The sequence below is a fragment of the Cohnella phaseoli genome (genome assembly GCF_003386235.1).
Classification (GTDB): Bacteria; Bacillota; Bacilli; order Paenibacillales; family Paenibacillaceae; genus Cohnella; species Cohnella phaseoli.
This window is the reverse complement of sequence record NZ_QRDZ01000022.1, coordinates 43,785-64,564: the sequence shown is the minus strand read 5'-3', so window position 1 is coordinate 64,564 and position 20,780 is coordinate 43,785. Positions and strand designations below refer to the sequence as shown.

Genomic DNA, 20,780 nt, shown 5'->3' with positions numbered 1-20,780 from the left:
GTATAACGCACTTCTTAACCCTTGACAGCGCCAATCATAACTCCCCTTACGAAATAACGTTGCAGAAACGGATACAAGCACAGGATGGGCAGCGTGGAGACAAGGATGACAGCGTAGGTGTACGACTCCTCCACGATCAGAGAATCACCTCCCTTCGCAGCGGTCAGATCGCCCGAGCCTGCCTGGCCGACGAGCAGCATGTTGCGCAGAATAACCTGCAGCGGGAACAGATCGGGGTCCCGCAAGTAAAGGAGCGGATTCAGGAAGTTGTTCCACAGTCCGACCGCGTAGAACAAGCCGATGGTGGCGAAGATCGCGCCGGACAACGGTGCGACGATACGGGCGAAGATTCCGAGCTCGGAGAGCCCGTCAAGTTTGCCGGATTCCTCGAGCTCCTTCGGAATGTTCGCGAAGAACGTTCTCATAATAAGCAGGTTCCATGTGCTGACCGCGCTCGGGAGCACCATTGCCCAGATCGAGTTCATGATGCCGAGCTCTCTCACCACGAGGAATGTCGGAATCATGCCTCCGCTAAAAAACATCGTAATAACGATCATGATCGTAAAGCCGCGGTGAAAAAACATCTCTCTCTTCGAAAGGGCATAGGCGCCGAAACCCGTCACGACCAAGGCGACGGCTGTGCCGACGACAGCGTACACGATCGTGTTCCAGTAAGCCCTCATGATGCGCGGATCATCCAGCACGAACTTATACATGTCCACGTTAAAGCCGCGAGGAAACCAGCTCACCATGCCTTTCAACACATAGTTGCTGCCGCTCAAGGAAACGGATGCCATATAAAGGAAAGGAAATAGCGTAACGAACGCGACTGCGGCGAGCAAGACCCCATTCGCCAAGCCGAATATCGATAGTTTTCTCATCGTTGTCGTCCTCTCTCTACCACAGGCTATTGCCGGTGAATTTACGGCTCATATAGTTGGCATTCAGTAGGAAAACGAAGCTGACGGCTGCAGTGAACAGGTCGATCGCGGAACCGTAGCTGAAATTGCCGTTGACCAAGCCGGCCCGGTAGACGTACGTGCTCAGAATGTCGGCGTTCGCGTACGTGGCCGGATTCGCGAGCAGGAACACTTTCTCGAAGCCGATCTCCATCATGCTGCCGATTTTCAAGATCAGCAGAACGATCATCGTCGAGGAAATGCCGGGCAGCGTGACATGCACGATTTTCCGCCAGCGGCTCGCCCCGTCGATTCCCGCGGCTTCGTATAAGGACGGATCGATCGCTGTGAGCGCTGCCAAAAAGATGATCGATTCCCAGCCGACGTGCTGCCAGATTTCGGACAGAACGTAGATGGGGCGAAACCAGCCTGGCTCGATCATGAAGTTGATCGAATCGAAGCCGAAGGAGGTCAGCATCCGGTTAAATACGCCGCCCGTCGGAGATAGGAAGATGATGACCATGCTCGCCGCGACGACGTTGGAGATAAAGTGAGGCAGATAGCTCACGGTCTGGACGAATCTTTTGAACGCCCGCAGCCTCATTTCATTAAGAAGAAGAGCGAGAGCGATTGGGGCCGCGAATCCGAATGCCAGATTGTAGAAGCCGAGCAGGAACGTGTTGCGAAGCAGCAGCCAGAAGTCGGAGCTGTTGAAGAACATTCTGAAATATTTCAGGCCGACCCAATCGCTCGCCCAAATTCCCTTATACAGGCTATAGTCCTTAAAGGCGACGACGATCCCGAAGATGGGCAAATACTTGAATAGGACGTAATACAGCAAACAAGGAATAAACATGGCGAATAGCCATTTGCCTTTGTTCCATTTTTGACTCAGCGTCATCTCGATGTTCCTTTCGGTCCGGAATGTGACCTTAGCATAGCCTCGGTACAGCCGAAGCGAAATCTTCCGTTCTTTGAATAACGCGCATTTTTGCAGCAATCGAAAGATTGGGTGATGATCTTGAAATTCGTATATCGCTGAGCGGAGGGCTTCTCTATGAAGGAGTGGGATCGTCGGCTATAGTGAGAAGAGGCGATCGACGAGGGGATAGGGAGGCTTCCAAGAAGGCATTCTTACGGGGAAAAATGAACTCGTTGCTTTATAAGCTGCTTGCCAGCTTCCTGGCTATTATTGCGTTGATGCTATCGTTTAACGTTTTTTCCTATACCTTTTTCCGGGATACGATTCAGGACGAGATCATTAAGAACAGCAGCTTAAACCTCGGCTTTGCCAGCGAGAATTACGAGAAGCATCTGGCGCTCGTCCGCAAGTCGGTGCTTCAGCTGTACTTCAACGACCACGTGGCGATATTAAAGAACGACCGGCAGAGCATCAGCTACGAGATGGTTTACCAGGTCCAGAAGGACATCAATTATATGCTTTCCAACGAATCGCTTTGCTTGAACAACGTCGTGCTTTATTTTCCGCAAAACAACCTGATGATTGAGAAGGAAGGGACCGTCAAGCCGGAGCGGATGTTCGAGAAATTCTATCTAAGCGACGAATATTCTTTCTCGTTTTGGCAGCAGGAGTTCGTCAAAGATTACAGCTTCAAGATGTTCCCTTCCGCCGTCTTCTCCGAGGTTTTCTCGCATCAGAAGAAACCGATCGGCCTTCTGTATCCCATCGTCATGAAGGAGTACGGGCAGTCGAAGGTTTACATGATCGCCTTCCTGGACGCCCGCAAAATGACGGAGGCGTTCCTTCCTAAAGACAGTCAATTCTCGCTGCTCGGCGATGACGGCGAACCTCTCTATCGCACTTCCGGGTCGACCCCGGCGCTCTCTCCGTCCGAAATGCCGGGCCAGGAAGGCTACGTGAAGAGAAACGGCTATTACGTGTTCTACACCAAAAGCAAGGACAGCGGGCTAACCTACATCTTGTCGATGCCGTACGCCAACATCTCGTCCCAAATCAAGCATCTGAACCTCGTTCTTGCCGGCTTGCTCGGCGTGGCGATTTTGATCAGCGTGGGCGCGTCCGTCATTTTCAGCTTTCGCGTGAACGGGCCTCTGAAGAGAATCGTCGATGCGCTCAGAAGACAGAAGCCGGGGCCGTTTGCGACGCAGATTGCGGAGTTCGATTACATCGGGGAGAAAATGAGCCTGCTGCTCAAGTCCAACGAAGACGCTATGCACCATCTCAAGCAGAATGAGACGACGCTTCGCTATTACGCCTACATCAATCGGCTGAAAATGATCCGAACGGGAACGGGCGAGCCCAAAGGCACGTCGTTCGCAGACAAGCCGTTTCTTGTCATCGTCTACGACATGGCGTTTAAGCGCCGGTTTCTAGAACAGACGGCAAACGGGATGGAGCGGGCGGTGTTCCTCTATAAGGAATATATTCAACTCGAATTCAAGGAAAGATTTCCGGATTCGCAGACGTTCCAGATTGAACGCAATCGGATCGTGACGCTTCTATTCACGGAAGACGACGTCGCCGACGTGCTGGCGCTGCTCGATAGGATGAAGAGGACGTTCGATCTCGATAAAGCCTATGGCTGCTTCACGATCGGCGTTAGCCCGATCTATTCTCACTCTTACGAACTTATCTCCGCTTACGAGCAAGCCGTGGCGATGACGGAGCAGCGGATGCTGAACGACGAGACGCAAATTCTGTGCAATGTCCGGCCGTCTACCGGGCGTTACTCGCTCAGCGCCGCAGAGGAGCAGGAATTCTACACCCACCTGCGCTACGGAAACGAGACCGAGCTGCGACAGCTCGTCTCGCGGCACTTGGCCGGCATGACGCGCGTACACGCGACGGCGGCAGCGTTCCAGTCGTTCGCCCGCGACATCGTCGTCAAGGCTCAGAAGACGCTGCAAGCCGTCGAGGTCGAATCCGAGCCGCCAGATGGAGACGTGCGCCGGGCTCCTTGGGAGGAGATCGAAGAGTGTCTGACGGTGGAGCAGCTCGATAAGGGGCTGACGGCATATGTGGCCGGGGTCGCGGCAGCGATCCGCCGGAAGAAAGAAGAACGCGATCCGATCATCGGATTTGCTCTCGGCTATATCGAAGAGCACTATTCGGAGGAACTCTCTCTCGACATTCTCGCACGGAAGCTAAACATTACCGGCACGTATCTTTCGGCGTATTTCAAGAAGAAGCAAGGCGTGAACTTCGTCGACTACTTGAATGAGGTCCGCATCGGCAAAGCGAAGGAGCTGCTAACCGGCACGGACCTGCAGATTCAGGAGGTCGCCGTCCGAACGGGTTACTTGAACGCGAATTCGTTTATCCGCACGTTCAAGAAGATAACCGGCTTGTCGCCGGGAGAGTATCGTAAAAATACACGATAGTAGGCGGCCTTGGCCGCCTCCTAGGGAAGAGGTTGTTCGACATGGTCTATCGCGTGGCGGTTATCGGCGGAGGGGCGATCGCAGAAGAGCATTTGCTTGCGCTGGCGGGAATGGAGCGGGCGAAGGCGGTTGCCGTGGCGGATTTAATCGAAGAGCGCGCAGAGGGGTTGGCTGGGCGTTACGGCGGTCTATCGGCGTATACGGATTACAAGGAAATGATCGTTCGGGAGAAGCCGGATATCGCCATTATTACTCTCCCTCATTTTCTGCACATGACTGCGGCGTTGTTCTGTATCGAATCGGGCGTTCACGTGCTGCTGGAGAAGCCGATGGCGCTGGATGTCGGCCAATGCGACGAGATCATCGAGGCGGCAAGTCGACAGGGCGTTCGTCTCATGGTTGGCCACACTCAGCATTATATCGCCGAGAACCGGACGGCGAAACGGATAATTGACGAGGGCGGCTTAGGCAAGCTCGTTATGATCAACGATGTCCGCAACGTGTATTACTTTCAGGAGCGGCGCCCGGCGTGGTTTTTCCAGAAGGCGCTCGCGGGGGGCGGCATTCTGATGAATCTCGGTTCGCACTCCGTCGACAAGATCGCGTGGCTGGCCGGCTCCGCCGTTCATTCGGTCAAAGCGGTAACGAGCCATTACGGAGGCAAAGGGGATATCGAAGGGAGCGGCATGGCGTTTCTCCACCTGGAGAACGGCGTTCCAGCAACGGTGTCGCAGTCCGGCTACCAAGGCCTCGCCCGCAACGAGACGGAACTCGTCTTCACGGAAGGCATGCTGAAGCTGGAGACGGGCAAAGCGCTCTGGCTTAGCAGCGGCGGCGAATACGAACGGGTCGAGACGGATCGGCAGGAGCCGCCTTTCGTGCTGCAGCTGCTGGATCTGATCGCGAGGATTGAGGCGGGGGACGACTCCGGTTCCAATTCGGATGCAGAGGCCAGCTCGGATTCGGTCGAATGGCCGGGGCCGTCTCTAGAGCATTCGCGTCATGCGGTCGCGGTCGTTCGCGCGATGTATGCTTCGCACAAATCTGGACGGGAAGAAGCGGTGAAAGACGTAGGATGAACATTTTATCGAGGAATGGCGATGCACGTTCAGCGGGCCGTCGTCCGCTGAAGCTTGGCATCATCGGCTTGGATACTTCTCACGTCGTCGCATTCGCGGAGCTGCTGCACGATGCCGCCCATCCGTACCATGTTCCCGGCGCGATCATCGAGTCGGCTTATTCGAGCGTCTCTCCGGACTTCGAGATGAGCTATGCGAGAGTCGAAGGCTTTACCGCCCGCATGAAGGAGGAGTTCGGCGTTCGATTGCTGGACACGCCGGAAGCGGTGGCCGAGGCGAGCGACGCGATTTTGCTCGAATCGGTCGACGCCCGGGTTCATTGCGAGCAGTTTCGGGCGATCGCGGCATTCGGCAAACCGGTATTCATCGACAAACCGCTGACGATCGGTTACGAGGATGCCTACACAATCGTCGAACTCGCCGCTCGACACGGCATCCCCGTTATGAGCGCCTCCGCATTGCGGTATTCGCAGGCGCTGACGGATGCGCTAGCCGCAATTCCGACCGGCGAACTGTACGGTATAGACGCATACGGGCCGATGACGATTCAGCCGACTCAGCCCGGCCTGTATTGGTACGGCATCCACATGACGGAAATGCTATACGCCAGTCTCGGCACCGGCTGCAAGCAAGTAACGGCCGTATCGAATGCGGTCGGCGACTGCGTTATCGGGGAATGGGCCGACGGCCGCCTCGGCGCTTTCCGCGGCAACCGGATGGGCAATACTTGCTTCGGCGCGGTGCTGCACGGCCGTTCCGGCTCGCGGCACGTCGACGCCTCCGCCCACCCGAAGCCGTATTACGCCGGCTTGCTGGAGGCGGTACTCGCTATGTTTCGCTCCGGGGTCTCTCCGATTCCGCCGGACGAGCTGCTGGAGGTCGTCCGCTTCCTCGAAGCGGGCAACCGCAGCCGTCTTACAGGGGAGCCAGTGCGGTTGTAGCGCTGTTAGGCGTAAGACGCTCTCGGTTTCGGGGATACGGAAAAACTGCTAAATGTTGTATAATGGGACTATCCTTTAAAAGGGGTCAGCGGCATACAATCCTTGATTTTGGTCGACTTGCACGGTTTTTCCTACAAACTTCCATCGTTTGAGCCTGATTCGAGTTGCTTTGTACGATTTTCCGAACAAACATTCTTATTTCAAGCCTGATTCCAGCTGTATTGTACGATTTTCCGGCTAACTTCCCTGCATAAACTTTTTGTGCAAACAGACAGATCTGCAGTAGAAGTCCAATTTCCATACAAATGGGAATTTTGTGGGTCGTGATCCGCTTGGATACTGTCTCATTCGGTACTGAATTCACCTCTTAACGGGTTATCTATTCCAATCATCCCAAAGGAGCAATAAGACATGACTAAAGCTCTCGAAATATGGATCAGCGCCTACGGCGCCAAAAATGAAGTCGGAATTACGAGGGCGGAGCTGCTGACGGAGACGGCTGAGCTGGTGAAGACGGCGGAGTATGGGAATATCGAGAATCCGTCGTTTTTGCGCGTGAATAAGAGCGGGACCCGTCTTTATGCGGTCAGCGAGGTGGAAGAGCATATTGACGTTGACGGCGACAAAGCGGAGGGAGGACAGCTGGCTTCCTTCCCGATTGATGCGGAGACGCGCAAGCTGGGGCCGGGCCAATACCATCCGACTCATGGCGCTCATCCCTGCCATTTGTCGCTCACGCCTGAGGAGGATTGGCTGGCCGTCGCCAACTATAGCGGGGAATCCGTCATGCTGTATCCGGTACGTGCGGATGAGCGTCCGGGGCCTCCGTCGATTCGCTTCCGTCATACCGGATCGGGCCCGGATGCCGATCGGCAGCAAGCACCCCATCCGCATTCCGCCACCTTCAGCCCGGACGGGCAGTATTTGTTCGTTGCGGATCTTGGCATGGACAAGATCATGACCTATGCCCGGGATACGGAGGGAAGCCAGTGGGTGGCGCATGACGCGACTTCTCTCGAGGCGGGCGCAGGCCCGCGCCATCTTGTTTTTCATCCGTCGGGCAAAGCCCTGTACGCCGTTAACGAGCTCAACAGCACCGTGACCCATTTCGCCTACGAAGAGGGCAAGCTGACTCGAGAGGAGACGATTTCCACGCTGCCGTCATCTTTCGCGGGAGAGAGCTGGTGCGCCGAGATCGCCGTATCGCCGGACGGACGTTTCCTATACGTCTCCAATCGCGGACACGACAGTATTGGCGTTCTCGCGGTCGACGAGTCGGGCAAGCTGAGCCCTGCCGGCTACGTCTCGACGCGCGGCAAGTTTCCGCGACACTTCGCGCTGTCTCCGGACGGACAATGGCTGATCGCGGCGAATCAGAACTCGGACTCGGTCGTCCTGTTCCGTATCGAGCCTCAGTCGGGCTTGCCCGTTTTCGCCGGAGCCGAGCTGACTGTCAGCAAGCCGGTGTGCGTCGTCATTCGCTAGGTCGAGTCCGGTTCTAATTTAGCTCCCTTCCCCATAGGCTAGTCTTAAATATGTGTTCAAAAAGTTCGGTTTTCAGCACCAAGAAGGTTGGATGAAGACCGGGTATGAGGAGCGGAGCGTAGTAGAGGCTACGTGAGCACCGGAAGATCCGGCTGAATTCAAGATTCGATGTCGAGTCTGCTTCTTGGGATGCTTCGTGATCAAAATTGGACTTTTTGAACTACCGCTAGCAGGGGAGGGGAGCTCCATGGAACATGCGAAGGGTGCCAAGCACCAGGAAGTTCGGATGCTGAATCGCAAAACGCTCGATCTGACGGGCGTCAGCAACGTGGACAGCTTCGACAACGAGGAGTTTCTGCTCGAGACGGAATGCGGCTTTTTGACCGTTCGCGGGCAGAACCTGCATATGAAGAACTTAAGCCTGGACCAAGGGCTCGTGTCGATTGAAGGAACGATCCATTCGCTCGTCTACCTGGACGGCAGCACGGCGGGAGCGAAATCCAAGGGTCTGTTCGGGAAGTTGTTCAAGTGAACGCGGCGTCTCAAGGCATGACGATTGCCACCATGATGCTCTGCGGTCTGGCTATGGGACTGGTCTTCGACGTCTACCGCGTCGCTTCCCATCGGTTCCACGTCGCGCGCTGGCTTCTTCCCGCTCTGGATGCGGCTTACTGGGCGGCCGCCACCTTGGGCGTGTTCGCGGTGCTGCTCGCCAGCAATCAAGGAGAAGTCCGGATGTACGTTTTTCTCGGACTCGGAATCGGCGTGACCGGTTACTTCGGACTGCTGAGCTCGTGGATGGTTCGGCTTACGGGCAGGCTGATCGACATCATCAAATCGCTGTTGCTGTTCCTATGGCGGCTCGTGCGAGCGCTGTTGATCGTTCCCTTGCTTTGGGTTGTCCGATTGTTGGCCAAGCTGTTGGATATTGTATTCGTCGTAACGGCGGCTGTGCTGTTATGGACGGGGAAGCTGCTGTTCAAACCGTTGGCCGGGCTTGGCGCTTGGCTGTGGGTCAAGCTTCTCCCGGTAAGGAAGAAGCTGGCTCCCGTCGTGCGCGCCTACGTCCGATTTCGCGAGCGTATTAGGCAGATCAGGGATATTTTCCGCAAAAAAAATTAGTGTTCGCATGACGTTCGTGTTCCTTTAGTTCGACATCGTTCTTGCCGCAATTGCATCCGAAGGTGGATATTTCTCCGTAGCGATAATGTGCTATAATGTTCGCGTCGCGCTCTCCAGAGAGCGCAAGCATGCTTGGGAAGGAGGCGTTGGGTTGGCTTCGCAAACTATGACCGCGACCCCTGCAGTAGCGGGCGCACGCAGAAGGTTGAAATTGCTGCTGTTTGTCGTTGTTTTATTTCTCAGTTGGGCCGGCTACGTGCTGATTGTTCAATCCGGACAGATTGACGATCGTGCAAGTCAGTTGGAAGAAGTCAATCTCAAGCTTACCGACGCCCAAGCGAAGAATGAGGAACTGCAGTTACAGATTGCGCGTTTGAACGATGACGAATATATCGGGCAGCTTGCCCGCAAAGAGCACGGACTCGGATTGCCGGGAGAAGTGCCGATCAAGACGAAGTAACATCAGGGCAAACATCAGGGCTAGCCGGACGGGTAGTCTAATGTCTGTTGACCTTGCTTCCGCTTGTCGTTTATAATTTTCATAACTGGACATATCACGTCCGGGCATACTCAGGTTCAGGGAGGAACATCGGTTTTTATGGCCATCGAAGTGGGAACCAAACTGGAGGGCAAGGTTACCGGCATTACGCATTTCGGAGCGTTCGTCGATCTGACGGGCGGCGTGACGGGACTCGTTCACATCTCGGAGATTGCGGACAGCTATGTGAAAGACGTTCACGAGCATTTGAAGATTAATGACATGGTTAAGGTCAAGGTCATTAATGTGGACAAAGACGGCAAGATCGGTCTGTCCATTCGTCAAGCCGTGGACAAACCGCCGGAACAGCAGCAGTACTCGCAACAAACGCAACAACGCGGACCCCGTGATCGCGGCGGTCGTCCCTCCAAACCAGGCGGTTTCGGAAGGTCTCCCTCTTTTGATGACAAATTGTCTCGCTTCCTCAAGGATAGCGAAGAACGAATTTCTACTCTTAAGAAAAGCACCGAATCCAAACGTGGCGGACGCGGAGGACGTCGTTCGTAAGATATAAGCTATGCCGAAAACTATTTTAGCCGGACCCTCGTGGGTCCGGCTTTGCTGTGTTATTCGAGATGCGAGGGAGGGCGACCGGCTTGCGTCGTTCTGTGTCCGCACCCTTCGCGATCATCCGGCAAGGCCGCGCGGTTTTGCGGCGGAGATGGATCGCGCGGAGCGCCATTCCCCGTCGGATGAGCGCATTTTTTCGCTGTCGCAAATCAAAGGAATACCGGGACGGCAGCTCGCGGAAATCGCGGACAAGCCCATGAGCGCCGAAGGTTTCGCCGATTCGCGCAGACCGTCGCCCAAGCCCCACCGATTCTGTCGGAAAAAACTTTTTATCCGGCAACTGTTTCTGACAAACTTCATGAAACCCCCCGCCTATAATTAAGGACACAATTCAATCTTGTAAATGGGGTGTGCATCATGGACAAGCCGTCTGTCGTTCCTTTCGTCCCTCGTATCGGGACCGGACCGTCGATTGCTCCGGATCAAGGGCGCAACAGTTGGTTCAAAAAGCGGAAACGTTCCGCGCAAGCTTCCGAAGGAGCAACTCAGAGGTCAGCTCTGCTGCTCAGGTGGATGGAGGCCGTCAAAGAGCGGCAATGGGTGCTTCTGATTATCGCGGCGGGTTTTCTGCTAGGAAGGGCGTCCATGCTGGAGGGGATCGCGCCGTTCGCGGCGGCTTTCTTCGGAGTTGTGATCTACTTGCGGAGGGATATGGCTTTCTGGGCGATGCTTTCCTTGACGGCCGGCAGCTTCTGGTCGCTCGATCCGATGCCGGCGGCGATCTGCGCGGAGATCGGCGTCATCTATCTTCTATATCGCGCTTTGGCGCTGTATGAGAAAGCCGAACTGTCCCAAGCGCCTGTTGTCGTATTCGCGTCCACGTTGATCGTTAAGACGTTTGCCGTATTGCTCGCCGAGAGCGCCGGGTGGATGCCTTACTTGCTGACTCTTGTCGAGGCGGCGCTCGCTTTTGTGCTTACTCTATTATTCGTTCATGCTTTGCCTGTACTGACACGGACGAGGAAGACGTCCGAGCTGCGGCATGAAGAATGGATTGGTGCGGCGATTTTGCTCGCCTGTCTGCTTACGGGATTGACCGGCTGGGAGATTTACGGAGTCGCTTTGGCCGGGATACTATCCAGATATTTCGTAGCGGTAAGCGCTTATGTCGGCGGAGCCGCGCTGGGAACGTCGGCTGGCGTCATCTCCGGCATGATCCTGAGCTTGTCCAATTTGGGAGCGACGGCGGACATCGGCCTGCTTGCTTTCGGCGGGTTAATGGCCGGCCTGCTGCGCGAAGGAGGCAAAGCCGCGTCAGTGTTTGGCTTGCTGCTCGGCACATCGGTATTCGCTTTGTTCGGAGCGACTGCAGCCGATACGATGGCCTCGACATGGGCGACGGTAGCGGCATCCGTTCTGCTGCTGTTCACTTCCCGATCGGTCACGGAGTCTTTGTCCCGATTCGTTCCGGGTACTACAACCTATGCTCAGCACCAGCAGGAATATGCCCAGAAAGTCAGAGATTTGACGGCCGAGCGGGTAGAGAAATTTTCCGAAGTGTTCCGTCAGCTGTCTCGCAGCTTCCGCCAAATGACGCAAGCGGGGGACGCTCCCGCGCAAAACCGCGATTTCGACCACTTTGTCAATGAGGTGCACGAGCGAGCCTGCGCCGGCTGCCATCGTCGGAACATGTGCTGGGACAGCCAGTTTATTCAGACGTATAAGCTGATGACCGATATGATGACCGCGGTGGAGCACAATCCCGATCTGATGGCGGCACAGCTTCCTAAGTCCTGGAATCGGGTATGCATCAAAACGCCGCTCGTGCTCGACGTGATGAAGCGGCAGTATGAAATTTATCGCCATGACTTGCATTGGCGACAGCAGCTGCAGGATAGCCGTTTTCTCGTGGCCGACCAGCTGTCCGGAGTTTCCCAGGTCATGGATGACCTCGTCAAAGAAATTCGTCGCGAAGCCAAACAGATGGAAGCCCAAGAGAGGCAAATCCGGGATGCCCTCGACCATCTGGGGCTGGCGATTCAGAGTATAGATATTTTGAGTCTGGAGGAGGGACATATCGAAATTGAGATGACGCACGCTTTCCGCACCGGGTACGACGAGTGTCGCAAAATGATTGCGCCGCTCCTGACGGAGATTCTAGGAGAGACGGTGACGGTAAGCAGCGAGAGAACGGGTGAGCCGGCCGCTCATTTGAGCACGGTGTCGTTCTCTTCGGCCAAGCTATACGAGGTGGAGACGGGGGTGGCGGGAGCCGCAAAGGACGGCGATTTGCTGTCGGGAGACAGCTTCAGCATGGTAGAGCTTGGCAACGGCAAGTTTGCGGTGGCGCTGAGCGACGGCATGGGTAACGGCGTTAGGGCACGGACGGAGAGCAGCGCGGCGCTGTCGATGCTGGAGCAGCTGCTGCAATCGGGAATCGATGAGCGGCTGGCGGTGAAGTCGGTTAATTCGATTCTGCTGCTTCGTTCGCCGGACGAGATGTTCGCAACGGTGGATTTGGCTTTAATCGATCTGTACACGGCGCATGCGACGATGCTCAAAATCGGTTCGACGCCGAGCTTTATTCGAAGGGGGCGGGAGATTATTCCGATTGCGGCGAACAATTTGCCGATCGGCATTCTGCACGATATCGAGATCGATCTGCTGCGGGTCCAACTGCAGCCCGGGGATACGCTGATCATGATGACGGACGGCATTCTGGACGCGCCGGGTCATGCGGTCAACAAGGAACAGTGGATGAAGAGGGTGCTGCAGGAGCTGGATGAGGACGATCCTCAGGAGATTGCGGATTCGCTGCTCGACATGGCGCTGCGCCAATACCCCGGCGGCATTAAGGACGATATGACCGTTGTCGTTACGCGCATATCGCGTCACCGTCCGGAATGGGCTTCCTTCCGCTGGCCGGGACTTTCCCGCATGGAGCGGCCAAGGACGGTGAGCTGAGTAAGGATCAGGCATAACTTTGTCGTTCGCTGATGCATGCACTTATGCTGTGGAGCTCGATTCATCGTCGGGCATAACGGGGGCTCAAAGCAGCTTGAAGTGTAGTGGGGGAGGAGGGCCAATGATGACAGGTTAAAGTTAAAATTTGTCGCTCCGCAATCCAGGCGAATGGGTTGTGTTTTAGTAGCGGACCCAGGCCGAGGAGAGAAGGCTAAGAAAGTGCCTTGGCGCTAGCGGAGCCGAGGAGAGAAGGCTAAGAAAGTGCCTTGGCGCTAGCCAAGCTGAGGAGAGGAGGCCAAGAAAGTGCCTTGGCGCTACGTACCGACGGGGCATTGAGACGAAGAAACTCCGAAAGCCTCTGTATCATCAGGGGCGATCGGAGTTTTTTAACGATCGATTTTTCCTTTAGGTCATGCTCTAACCACTGGATAATCGGTTTAATGTTTTGCTGCATGAGAATATCCGTCATAATAGCCGCCGCATGAAGCATCTTTTCAAACTTATCCTTCATCGCAAGACATTCGAGAGCTTCATTCGCTTCTCGTGCGGGGCGATCTTCCTGGGTTTCAGCGCGCGCGGAACAAGTGAATGGAATAATCGCTGGAACCCCGAACCGCGGCATCGCATCTGCGCTTCTGCTCTTGAATATCGGCCAAGCTCATTTTCCTCAGAGCCCCTCATACCCCTCCCTTAGTCGCATTTTCGCCAAATTAAAGCCGTTGCTATCCCGATCAATACTGTCTTCTTTAATAGTATATCACCTCGCCCCTGGAACTCTATGGCAATTGTCTGTAAAAGACTTTGCGGCTCAATAAAGATTAAATCTCGCATTTTTGGGCGACACTTCTACTAAATGCTAATAGAGCGATTCAACGGCAATTGCAATCGAGATGTTCCGAATCGCTTTAAACGAATTAGGAGGAGTGACGCGATGATGAAACAAATCTTGCTGATTACGGACGGAGGTTCTAATGTCGGGGAAAGTCCGGTGACGGCGGCGGCGCAGGCGTACGCGGAAGGGATTACGGTTAACGTGGCGGGCGTGGTGGACGAAGGGACGATCGGCGAATACGGCGCGGCGGAGATTGCCGAGATTGCGCGGGCCGGCGGAGGAATCAGCCAGATCGTTACGAGTCCGCAGCTGTCCAAAACGGTGCAGATGATGACGCGTCAGACGGTAGCGGGCACGATCCGGCAGGCGGTTAATCAGGAGCTTCGCCAGCTGTTCGGAGTGAACGACGTCGGGTCGCTGCCTCCGACTAAACGGGGCGAGGTCGTCAAAGTAATGGAAGAGATGGAAGAGACGATGTCTCTCTCCGTTGCGCTGTTGATCGACGCCAGCGCCAGCATGAAGCCGAAGCTGCACGCCGTAGAGGAGGCGATCCGGGACTTGACGCTGAGCCTGCAGGCCCGAACGGGCGGAAGCCGGGTGTCCGTGTTTCATTTTCCGGGAGATTCCCAATACTCCTACTGCGTGATGGACGCCGGTTGGCATTCCAACGCTTCCAATCTCGGTTCCCTGTTCGGCAAGATTCGCATGCGAGGAACGACTCCGACAGGCCCCGCTTTGCTGCAGGTGGTTGATTATATCCGCGAGACTTGTGGTAGAATAAGCAAAATAGAGCTTATAGACGAGCCGCGCGTTTCGGGCGGCGGTTCGAGCGAGGTGCGGAGTGACTACGTCGTCTGAAATAGAGACACTGGCCAAGGGCACGGAAATACGCGGCAAATGGAACGGGAAAAGCTATCGCTTGGAACGGCTGCTCGGACGGGGCTCCAACGGCCAAGTCTATTTGGCTTTCGCGAGTCCGCGAACGCATTGCGCGATCAAGATCGGCCATGAAGCGGCGGAGCTTCAAGGAGAAGTGAACATTTTAACTTCGCTGGATCACTCCGCCAAAGAGAAGCAGCCCTTTCTGCTTGATGTCGACGATGCAATCATCGACGGAAGAAAGGTTCCGTTCTATGTGATGAGATACGTTGCCGGAATCCCTCTGAGAACCTATCTAAAGGAGCAGGGGGCTCACTGGATGGGCGTAATCGGCTATCGCCTATTGGAGCGATTGTCTCGCTTGCATGAATCCGGTTGGGTGTTCGGCGACATTAAGAGCGATAACATATTGGTCGGAGAATACGGAAAAGTAGAGCTTGTCGATTATGGCGGCGCTTCGGCAATCGGACGCAGCGTGCGTCAGTTTACGGAAATCTACGATCGAGGATATTGGTCCGCCGGGAGCCGCGTAGCGGACCCGGCTTACGATCTGTTCGCGGTCGGAATTCTCTGGCTGCATGCGCTGGACGGGAAGAGGCTTGTTCAGCTTACCCGCACGTTGATTCCGCAGAACCGCCATCCTAGCGAACTGATGAAGCTCGTCAAAAGCAATCCCCGGCTTCAACCGGTAGAGGAGTGGATGGAGAAGGCGCTTAACGGCCGGTTCGCCAATGCCCGCGAATCGAGCCGCGAATGGCGGGAAGCCGTACGCGTCTCGCAGCAGCCGAAGCCGGCGGGAGACCGGGTTCCGGGGTGGATGGCGGGGTTGCTCGGAGCCGCGATCGTGCTCAGCCTGACGTTGGCGGCGATCTGGCTCTTGGATTGAAAGGAGACATGGCGGTGCGACAGCATGAAACCTGGATAGAGGACGTCAAAGCGCTGGGGCGCGAAGCCGGATGGCTGCGCGCGGGCGGAACGGTCGTAGCCGCCGTCTCCGGAGGCCCAGACTCGATGGCGCTGCTGCATCTTCTGAAGGAGATGGCGGAGACGGAGTCGCTGCGCGTCGTTGCGGCCCATGCGAATCATCAGTTTCGGGGCGCCGAGTCCGATGCGGAAGGGGAGCTGGTGCGTCGGGCGGCGAGCGATTGGGGGGTTGCCTTCGAGTCGACGTCGCTAGGAATGCCCGACTATATCGAGGAGACAGGGTTGAACGCCCAAAGCGCGTCTAGAGAAAAGCGGTATGCCTTCCTGCGCGGGATCGCCGATAAATATGGCAGCTCTTATCTATTGACTGCTCATCATGCCGACGACCAGGCCGAGACGGTGTTGATGAGAATGATCCGGGGAACCGGAATCGGAGGGCTTGCCGGCATTTCTTATCGGAGGCGGGAAGATCATTTGGAACTGATTCGCCCTCTGTTGCGTATAACCAAATGTGAGCTTCTGGAGTATTGTAAGCGAAACGGGGTGCCTTACGCGGTTGACAGCAGCAATGCCGACCGGCATTATTTTCGCAACGTCATTCGGCTAGACGTGCTGCCGGCGCTGGAGCGGTACAATCCGCGACTGAGAGATTCGCTGGCCAGACTATCCGAAATGGCGGCGGCAGACGATAATTATATGGAAGAGCAGGCCGCGCGCATTTTCCGCGAAGCGGCGACTCCGTCCGGAGACGGCTTCCGGTTGGAGCGACGACGGTTCCGCAGCCTTCACGTCGCTTTACAACGCAGAGTGATTAAATTAATATTAAACTGTTCCGCGAACCCGCGCCAAATGCTGGATTTTCGCCTTGTGGAGGAGATTTTGGAGCTGCTGTCGCAAGAACGCCCGACAACGGTTCGGGTGGACATCGGGGACGGTTGGGTGCTGAGTAGGGAATACGACGTTACCTATATCGGGCCCGAACGGTTCGAGACGAGCGGTTTCGCGTATTCCGCCGACGAGAACACGACTGAGATAGCCATCCCGGAGACGGGAGGACGTCTTCGTCTGGAGCGGCTGGAAGGCGCCGTACAGGGGCTGCCCGGCAATCGCAACGAAGCGTGCTTCGATGCGGAGGAGCTGAGCTATCCGCTTCTTGTCCGCAGCCGACTGGCAGGCGACGCGATGCGGCCCTACGGACTAAACGGCACCAAAAAAGTGCAAGATATGTTCGTCGATGCCAAAGTGCCGCGCTCGCGGCGCGATCAGGTTCCGCTGCTGGCGGACGACGACGGCCGCGTTCTGTGGATTCCCGGATTGCGGCGATCGGATCACGCTCTTGTCCGCGAGGATACTCGAATAACGCTTCGCGCGACGTACGAAGCGGAAAACTAGGGCATGATCGGAGTAAAGCCATCATACCGTGTAATAAATCTCACTGGGAGGCACCTTCTTTGCAAAACGACATTCAAGAAGTTCTTTACTCGCAAGAAACGCTTCAGCAGAAGGTACAGGAGCTTGGCGCGGCGATCAGCCGCGATTATGAAGGACGCAATCCGCTCGTGATTTGCGTATTGAAGGGCGCTTTTATTTTTATGGCGGACTTGTCCAAAAATATCTCGATTCCGATCGAACTGGACTTTATGGCCGTTTCCAGCTATGGCAACTCCACCAGATCGTCGGGCGAAGTCAGAATCGTCAAGGATCTGGACGTATCCGTGGAAGGCCGCGATGTACTTATCGTCGAAGATATTATCGACAGCGGCTTAACCTTAAGCTATTTGATCGACGTGCTGGAACGCCGGAACGCGCTGTCCGTCAACGTCGTCGCCCTGTTCGATAAACCGGGCCGGCGGACGGTCGATTTGAACGCGGATTACACCGGCTTTACGATACCGGACGCCTTCGTCGTCGGCTATGGGCTGGACTACGCGGAGAAATACCGCAATTTGCCATATGTCGGCGTATTGAAGCCGGAAATATATTCGAACTGACCCATAGCGCGGAAGCCATCTTATCTTACTTGGATTGGCAAGACAGGCTATGGTAAAATGATGTGAGCGTGTCGAGAGGAGGTCGGGGATGAATCGGTTCATCCGGAACACAGGCTTTTACTTACTTATTTTTTTGGTGACTGTCGGGATCGTTCAATTTTTTATCGGCAAGCAGGATACGACAAAGGAACTGAGCTACAACGAACTCGTCGCGGCAGCGCAGCAAGGCAACGTACAGTCGCTGACTTTGCAGGTTCAGAACGGAACCTACCTCGTCGCCGGCGAATTCAAACCGAAAGCCGGGCAGGACAAGGGCGAAGCCTTCACGGGCAGAGCTCCTCTGGCTGACTACGTACCGGAGCTGTTTACCAACCTCGGGATCGAGAAGAACTTTGAGGTCTTATCTAAGAAAATGCCGGGACAGAGCTTCTGGCTGACGTTCTTGACTTCCATCATTCCGTTTATCATCATGTTCGTTCTGTTCTTCTTCCTGATCAATCAGGCGCAGGGCGGCGGCGGCAAGGTGATGAACTTCGGCAAGAGCCGCGCCCGTCTTTATAATGAAGAGAAAAAGCGGGTTACGTTCGAGGACGTCGCCGGAGCGGATGAAGAGAAGCAGGAACTCGTCGAGGTTGTCGAATTCCTGAAGGACCCTCGCAAATTCGCGGCGGTCGGCGCGCGCATTCCGAAGGGCGTACTGCTCGTCGGACCTCCGGGTACGGGTAAAACGTTGCTGGCCCGCGCGGTAGCGGGTGAAGCCGGCGTGCCGTTCTTCACGATCTCCGGTTCAGACTTCGTGGAGATGTTCGTAGGCGTGGGTGCGTCCCGCGTACGGGATTTGTTCGAGAACGCGAAGAAAAATTCGCCATGTATTATTTTCATCGACGAGATCGACGCCGTCGGTCGTCAGCGGGGCGCAGGCCTCGGCGGCGGACATGACGAGCGCGAGCAGACGTTGAACCAATTGCTCGTCGAGATGGACGGCTTTGGCGCCAACGAAGGCATCATCATCGTGGCCGCGACCAACCGCCCTGACATTCTGGACCCTGCCTTGCTCCGTCCAGGCCGTTTCGACCGTCAGATCACGGTTGATCGCCCGGATGTGAAAGGCCGCGAAGCGGTGCTGAAAGTACATGCCCGCAACAAGCCGCTCAGCAAAGACGTCAAGCTCGGCACGATCGCCAAGCGGACGACCGGATTTACCGGCGCCGATCTGGAGAACTTGCTGAACGAAGCGGCGTTGCTGGCCGCTCGTCGCAATAAGAAAGACATCGCCATGATTGAGGTCGATGAAGCGATCGATCGCGTCGTTGTCGGTACCGAGAAGAAGAGCCGCGTCATCAGCGACCGCGAGAAACGCATTGTCGCTTATCATGAAGCAGGTCATACGATCGCGGGCTTCTTCCTGGAGCATGCTGACACGGTGCACAAGGTTACGATTATTCCGAGGGGCAAAGCGGGCGGATACGTCATCATGCTGCCGAAGGAAGATCGGATGCTCGTCACCAAGCAAGAGCTGCTCGATAAAGTTACGGGCTTGCTCGCCGGACGCGCGGCCGAGGAAATCTTCATCGGCGAGATCGGTACTGGCGCTTACAGCGACTTCAAGCAAGCGACGAGTATCGTTCGCGCGATGATCATGGAATACGGAATGAGCGAGAAGCTTGGCACGATGCAGTTCGGTAACTCCCAAGGACAAGTGTTCCTGGGCCGCGACATCGGGCACGAGCAGAACTATTCCGACAAGATCGCTTATGAGATCGACCAGGAGATGCAGAACATTACGCGCGAATGCTACGAGCGAGCCAAGCAATTGCTCACCGAAAGAAGCGCCGAAATGCATCTGATCGCCAAGACTCTTCTGGAAGTAGAGACGCTTGATCTGGATCAGATCAAGTCTCTGATCGAGAAGGGCATAATCGTCGAGGACGGCGGTGAAGGCGGATCGGGATCTGCAGAGTCTCACGCGGAACCTACTGTCGACACGATGGGCAACGTCAAAGTGCGGATTCAAACCCGCGAGGACGGAGACCCTTACCCGTCGGGGCTGGATTTGCGCAAGGGAGACGGCGGCTCCGAGGAGCCGAAATAATCGCATAGGAAGACGGGATGCACCGCGTGCGGCAGCGCGAGGGAGCATCCCGTTTTTTTGTGAAAAAACCTTTACAGATGAATTGACAGTCCTATCCCGCAAGTGTAAATTAAGTGTTAATGAACGAAGAGCTTTTCGTCCACAATAAAGACAGCATTCCCGCCATGTTTGTGCATGGATTCACAAACATCAGGAGCTAAGGGAGGAGATTTCGCATGGAGGCCTTGGCCTTGGAGCGTAAAGCCGAGCAGAACCGCGAACTGCGCGAACGGCTGATGCAGCTTAAGAAGGAACGCAATGCCATTATACTCGCACATTATTATCAGCGAGATGAAATACAAGAGGTCGCGGACTTCAGAGGGGACTCATTCCTTCTCGCACAGAAAGCCGCGTCTACGGATGCCGATGTGATTGTATTTTGCGGGGTTCATTTCATGGGCGAGAGCGCCAAAATTCTTGCTCCTCACAAGACTGTACTCGTACCCGACGAGCGCGCGGGCTGTCCGATGGCCGATATGGTCAATCCGATCGGCTTGAGAGAGCTTAAAGCAAAGCACCCGAACGCGAAGGTCGTCACATACATCAACTCCTCTGCCGATGTTAAGGCTGAGACCGATATTTGCTGCACCTCGGCCAATGCGGTCAAGGTCGTCAACTCGGTTGATGCGGACGAAGTTATTTGGTGCCCGGACAAAAACCTGGGTCATTATGTCTCCCAGCACACCGACAAGAAGATGATCATCTGGGAAGGCTACTGCAATACTCACGACATGCTGACGATTAAGGATGTCGAAGAGATGCGCGCGAAGTATCCGAACGCGCAGTTCGTCGTACACCCGGAATGCCGTCCGGAAGTGGTCGAGATGGCCGACTTCGTAGGCAGTACGACCGGCATTCTGAAGTATTGCCGCGAATCGAGCCATGACGAATTTATCGTCGGAACGGAAGACGGTACGGGATATCAGTTGCGGCTCGACAGCCCGGACAAGAAGTTCCATTTCGCCTCCAAATTCCTGGTTTGTCCGAACATGAAGGTTAACAACCTGAAGAAGGTTGTTAAAGCTTTGGAGACGATGAAGCCGGAAATTTACGTACCGCAGGACGTTGCGGATAAAGCGCGTTTATCGCTGGAGCGCATGCTGCTGGTCAAGTAATTGACCG

General features: G+C 55.6%; 18 protein-coding genes. 15 read left to right on the top strand and 3 right to left on the bottom strand.

Features of this window, described 5'->3' with window-relative positions:
* Nucleotides 1-14 precede the first annotated feature (14 nt).
* The gene (locus tag DFP98_RS24345) at nucleotides 15-881 is read right to left on the bottom strand and encodes a carbohydrate ABC transporter permease (RefSeq protein ID WP_116063225.1); all 867 of its coding nucleotides are present in this window, start codon (nucleotides 879-881) and stop codon (nucleotides 15-17) included.
* Nucleotides 882-897: 16 nt separating this feature from the next.
* Nucleotides 898-1,800, bottom strand: coding sequence for an ABC transporter permease (locus DFP98_RS24340; protein WP_116063317.1), 903 nt, complete (start codon nucleotides 1,798-1,800; stop codon nucleotides 898-900).
* 245 nt (nucleotides 1,801-2,045) lie between these two features.
* On the opposite strand from DFP98_RS24340, the gene DFP98_RS24335 reads away from it, so the two are divergent.
* The 9 genes from DFP98_RS24335 (at nucleotide 2,046) to spoIIE (ending at nucleotide 12,901) form a co-directional block, all read left to right on the top strand.
* Nucleotides 2,046-4,262 carry a helix-turn-helix domain-containing protein gene (locus DFP98_RS24335; protein ID WP_116063224.1) on the top strand — a complete coding sequence of 739 codons (2,217 nt, stop codon included), beginning with the start codon at nucleotides 2,046-2,048 and terminating at the stop codon, nucleotides 4,260-4,262.
* A 41-nt stretch (nucleotides 4,263-4,303) separates the two neighbouring features.
* A complete protein-coding gene (locus DFP98_RS24330; RefSeq protein WP_116063223.1) occupies nucleotides 4,304-5,341 on the top strand; it encodes a Gfo/Idh/MocA family protein in 1,038 nt (345 codons plus the stop codon).
* Nucleotides 5,338-6,282, top strand: a complete 945-nt coding sequence (locus DFP98_RS24325; protein ID WP_116063222.1) for a Gfo/Idh/MocA family protein — start codon at nucleotides 5,338-5,340, stop codon at nucleotides 6,280-6,282. Before DFP98_RS24330 ends, DFP98_RS24325 begins: the two co-directional genes overlap by 4 nt.
* A 411-nt stretch (nucleotides 6,283-6,693) precedes the next feature.
* On the top strand, nucleotides 6,694-7,767 hold the full coding sequence (locus DFP98_RS24320) for a lactonase family protein (protein ID WP_116063221.1): 1,074 nt from the start codon (nucleotides 6,694-6,696) through the stop codon (nucleotides 7,765-7,767).
* A gap of 247 nt (nucleotides 7,768-8,014) precedes the next feature.
* On the top strand, nucleotides 8,015-8,299 hold the full coding sequence (gene yabP, locus DFP98_RS24315) for a sporulation protein YabP (protein WP_116063220.1): 285 nt from the start codon (nucleotides 8,015-8,017) through the stop codon (nucleotides 8,297-8,299).
* The gene (gene yabQ, locus DFP98_RS24310) at nucleotides 8,296-8,889 is read left to right on the top strand and encodes a spore cortex biosynthesis protein YabQ (protein WP_116063219.1); all 594 of its coding nucleotides are present in this window, start codon (nucleotides 8,296-8,298) and stop codon (nucleotides 8,887-8,889) included. Before yabP ends, yabQ begins: the two co-directional genes overlap by 4 nt.
* Nucleotides 8,890-9,040: 151 nt before the next feature.
* A complete protein-coding gene (locus DFP98_RS24305) occupies nucleotides 9,041-9,349 on the top strand; it encodes an FtsB family cell division protein (protein ID WP_181917919.1) in 309 nt (102 codons plus the stop codon).
* 138 nt (nucleotides 9,350-9,487) lie between these two features.
* Nucleotides 9,488-9,934 (top strand): S1 domain-containing RNA-binding protein, encoded by a 447-nt coding sequence (locus tag DFP98_RS24300; RefSeq protein ID WP_116063217.1) that lies wholly within the window; start codon nucleotides 9,488-9,490, stop codon nucleotides 9,932-9,934.
* Between the two features lie 420 nt (nucleotides 9,935-10,354).
* Nucleotides 10,355-12,901, top strand: coding sequence for a stage II sporulation protein E (gene spoIIE / locus DFP98_RS24290; RefSeq protein WP_116063215.1), 2,547 nt, complete (start codon nucleotides 10,355-10,357; stop codon nucleotides 12,899-12,901).
* A gap of 253 nt (nucleotides 12,902-13,154) precedes the next feature.
* Here the strand turns inward: spoIIE and DFP98_RS24285 are convergent, their stop codons facing one another.
* Nucleotides 13,155-13,523 carry a hypothetical protein gene (locus DFP98_RS24285; RefSeq protein ID WP_116063214.1) on the bottom strand — a complete coding sequence of 123 codons (369 nt, stop codon included), beginning with the start codon at nucleotides 13,521-13,523 and terminating at the stop codon, nucleotides 13,155-13,157.
* Between the two features lie 312 nt (nucleotides 13,524-13,835).
* Between DFP98_RS24285 and DFP98_RS24280 the strand changes: the two genes are divergently transcribed.
* The 6 genes from DFP98_RS24280 (at nucleotide 13,836) to nadA (ending at nucleotide 20,773) form a co-directional block, all read left to right on the top strand.
* The gene (locus DFP98_RS24280; protein WP_116063316.1) at nucleotides 13,836-14,591 is read left to right on the top strand and encodes a vWA domain-containing protein; all 756 of its coding nucleotides are present in this window, start codon (nucleotides 13,836-13,838) and stop codon (nucleotides 14,589-14,591) included.
* Nucleotides 14,575-15,498, top strand: coding sequence for a serine/threonine protein kinase (locus tag DFP98_RS39510; protein ID WP_246016675.1), 924 nt, complete (start codon nucleotides 14,575-14,577; stop codon nucleotides 15,496-15,498). Before DFP98_RS24280 ends, DFP98_RS39510 begins: the two co-directional genes overlap by 17 nt.
* A gap of 14 nt (nucleotides 15,499-15,512) precedes the next feature.
* A complete protein-coding gene (gene tilS, locus DFP98_RS24270; protein WP_220377162.1) occupies nucleotides 15,513-16,928 on the top strand; it encodes a tRNA lysidine(34) synthetase TilS in 1,416 nt (471 codons plus the stop codon).
* Between the two features lie 59 nt (nucleotides 16,929-16,987).
* Nucleotides 16,988-17,527 carry a hypoxanthine phosphoribosyltransferase gene (gene hpt / locus DFP98_RS24265; protein WP_116063212.1) on the top strand — a complete coding sequence of 180 codons (540 nt, stop codon included), beginning with the start codon at nucleotides 16,988-16,990 and terminating at the stop codon, nucleotides 17,525-17,527.
* Nucleotides 17,528-17,615: 88 nt separating this feature from the next.
* On the top strand, nucleotides 17,616-19,619 hold the full coding sequence (gene ftsH / locus DFP98_RS24260) for an ATP-dependent zinc metalloprotease FtsH (RefSeq protein WP_116063211.1): 2,004 nt from the start codon (nucleotides 17,616-17,618) through the stop codon (nucleotides 19,617-19,619).
* A gap of 215 nt (nucleotides 19,620-19,834) precedes the next feature.
* Nucleotides 19,835-20,773 carry a quinolinate synthase NadA gene (nadA, locus tag DFP98_RS24255; protein WP_116063210.1) on the top strand — a complete coding sequence of 313 codons (939 nt, stop codon included), beginning with the start codon at nucleotides 19,835-19,837 and terminating at the stop codon, nucleotides 20,771-20,773.
* Nucleotides 20,774-20,780 lie beyond the last annotated feature (7 nt).

Excerpts from the sequence above, each read along its gene's own strand:
- DFP98_RS24285 (WP_116063214.1), bottom strand. The coding sequence starts at position 13,523 with ATGCCGCGGTTCGGGGTTCCAGCGATTATTCCATTCACTTGTTCCGCG.
- DFP98_RS24340 (WP_116063317.1), bottom strand. The coding sequence starts at position 1,800 with ATGACGCTGAGTCAAAAATGGAACAAAGGCAAATGGCTATTCGCCATG.
- spoIIE (WP_116063215.1), top strand. The coding sequence starts at position 10,355 with ATGGACAAGCCGTCTGTCGTTCCTTTCGTCCCTCGTATCGGGACCGGA.
- DFP98_RS24345 (WP_116063225.1), bottom strand. The coding sequence starts at position 881 with ATGAGAAAACTATCGATATTCGGCTTGGCGAATGGGGTCTTGCTCGCC.
- ftsH (WP_116063211.1), top strand. The coding sequence starts at position 17,616 with ATGAATCGGTTCATCCGGAACACAGGCTTTTACTTACTTATTTTTTTG.
- DFP98_RS24330 (WP_116063223.1), top strand. The coding sequence starts at position 4,304 with ATGGTCTATCGCGTGGCGGTTATCGGCGGAGGGGCGATCGCAGAAGAG.
- DFP98_RS24335 (WP_116063224.1), top strand. The coding sequence starts at position 2,046 with ATGAACTCGTTGCTTTATAAGCTGCTTGCCAGCTTCCTGGCTATTATT.
- nadA (WP_116063210.1), top strand. The coding sequence starts at position 19,835 with ATGGAGGCCTTGGCCTTGGAGCGTAAAGCCGAGCAGAACCGCGAACTG.
- DFP98_RS24300 (WP_116063217.1), top strand. The coding sequence starts at position 9,488 with ATGGCCATCGAAGTGGGAACCAAACTGGAGGGCAAGGTTACCGGCATT.
- DFP98_RS24325 (WP_116063222.1), top strand. The coding sequence starts at position 5,338 with ATGAACATTTTATCGAGGAATGGCGATGCACGTTCAGCGGGCCGTCGT.
- DFP98_RS24320 (WP_116063221.1), top strand. The coding sequence starts at position 6,694 with ATGACTAAAGCTCTCGAAATATGGATCAGCGCCTACGGCGCCAAAAAT.
- DFP98_RS24280 (WP_116063316.1), top strand. The coding sequence starts at position 13,836 with ATGAAACAAATCTTGCTGATTACGGACGGAGGTTCTAATGTCGGGGAA.
- yabP (WP_116063220.1), top strand. The coding sequence starts at position 8,015 with ATGGAACATGCGAAGGGTGCCAAGCACCAGGAAGTTCGGATGCTGAAT.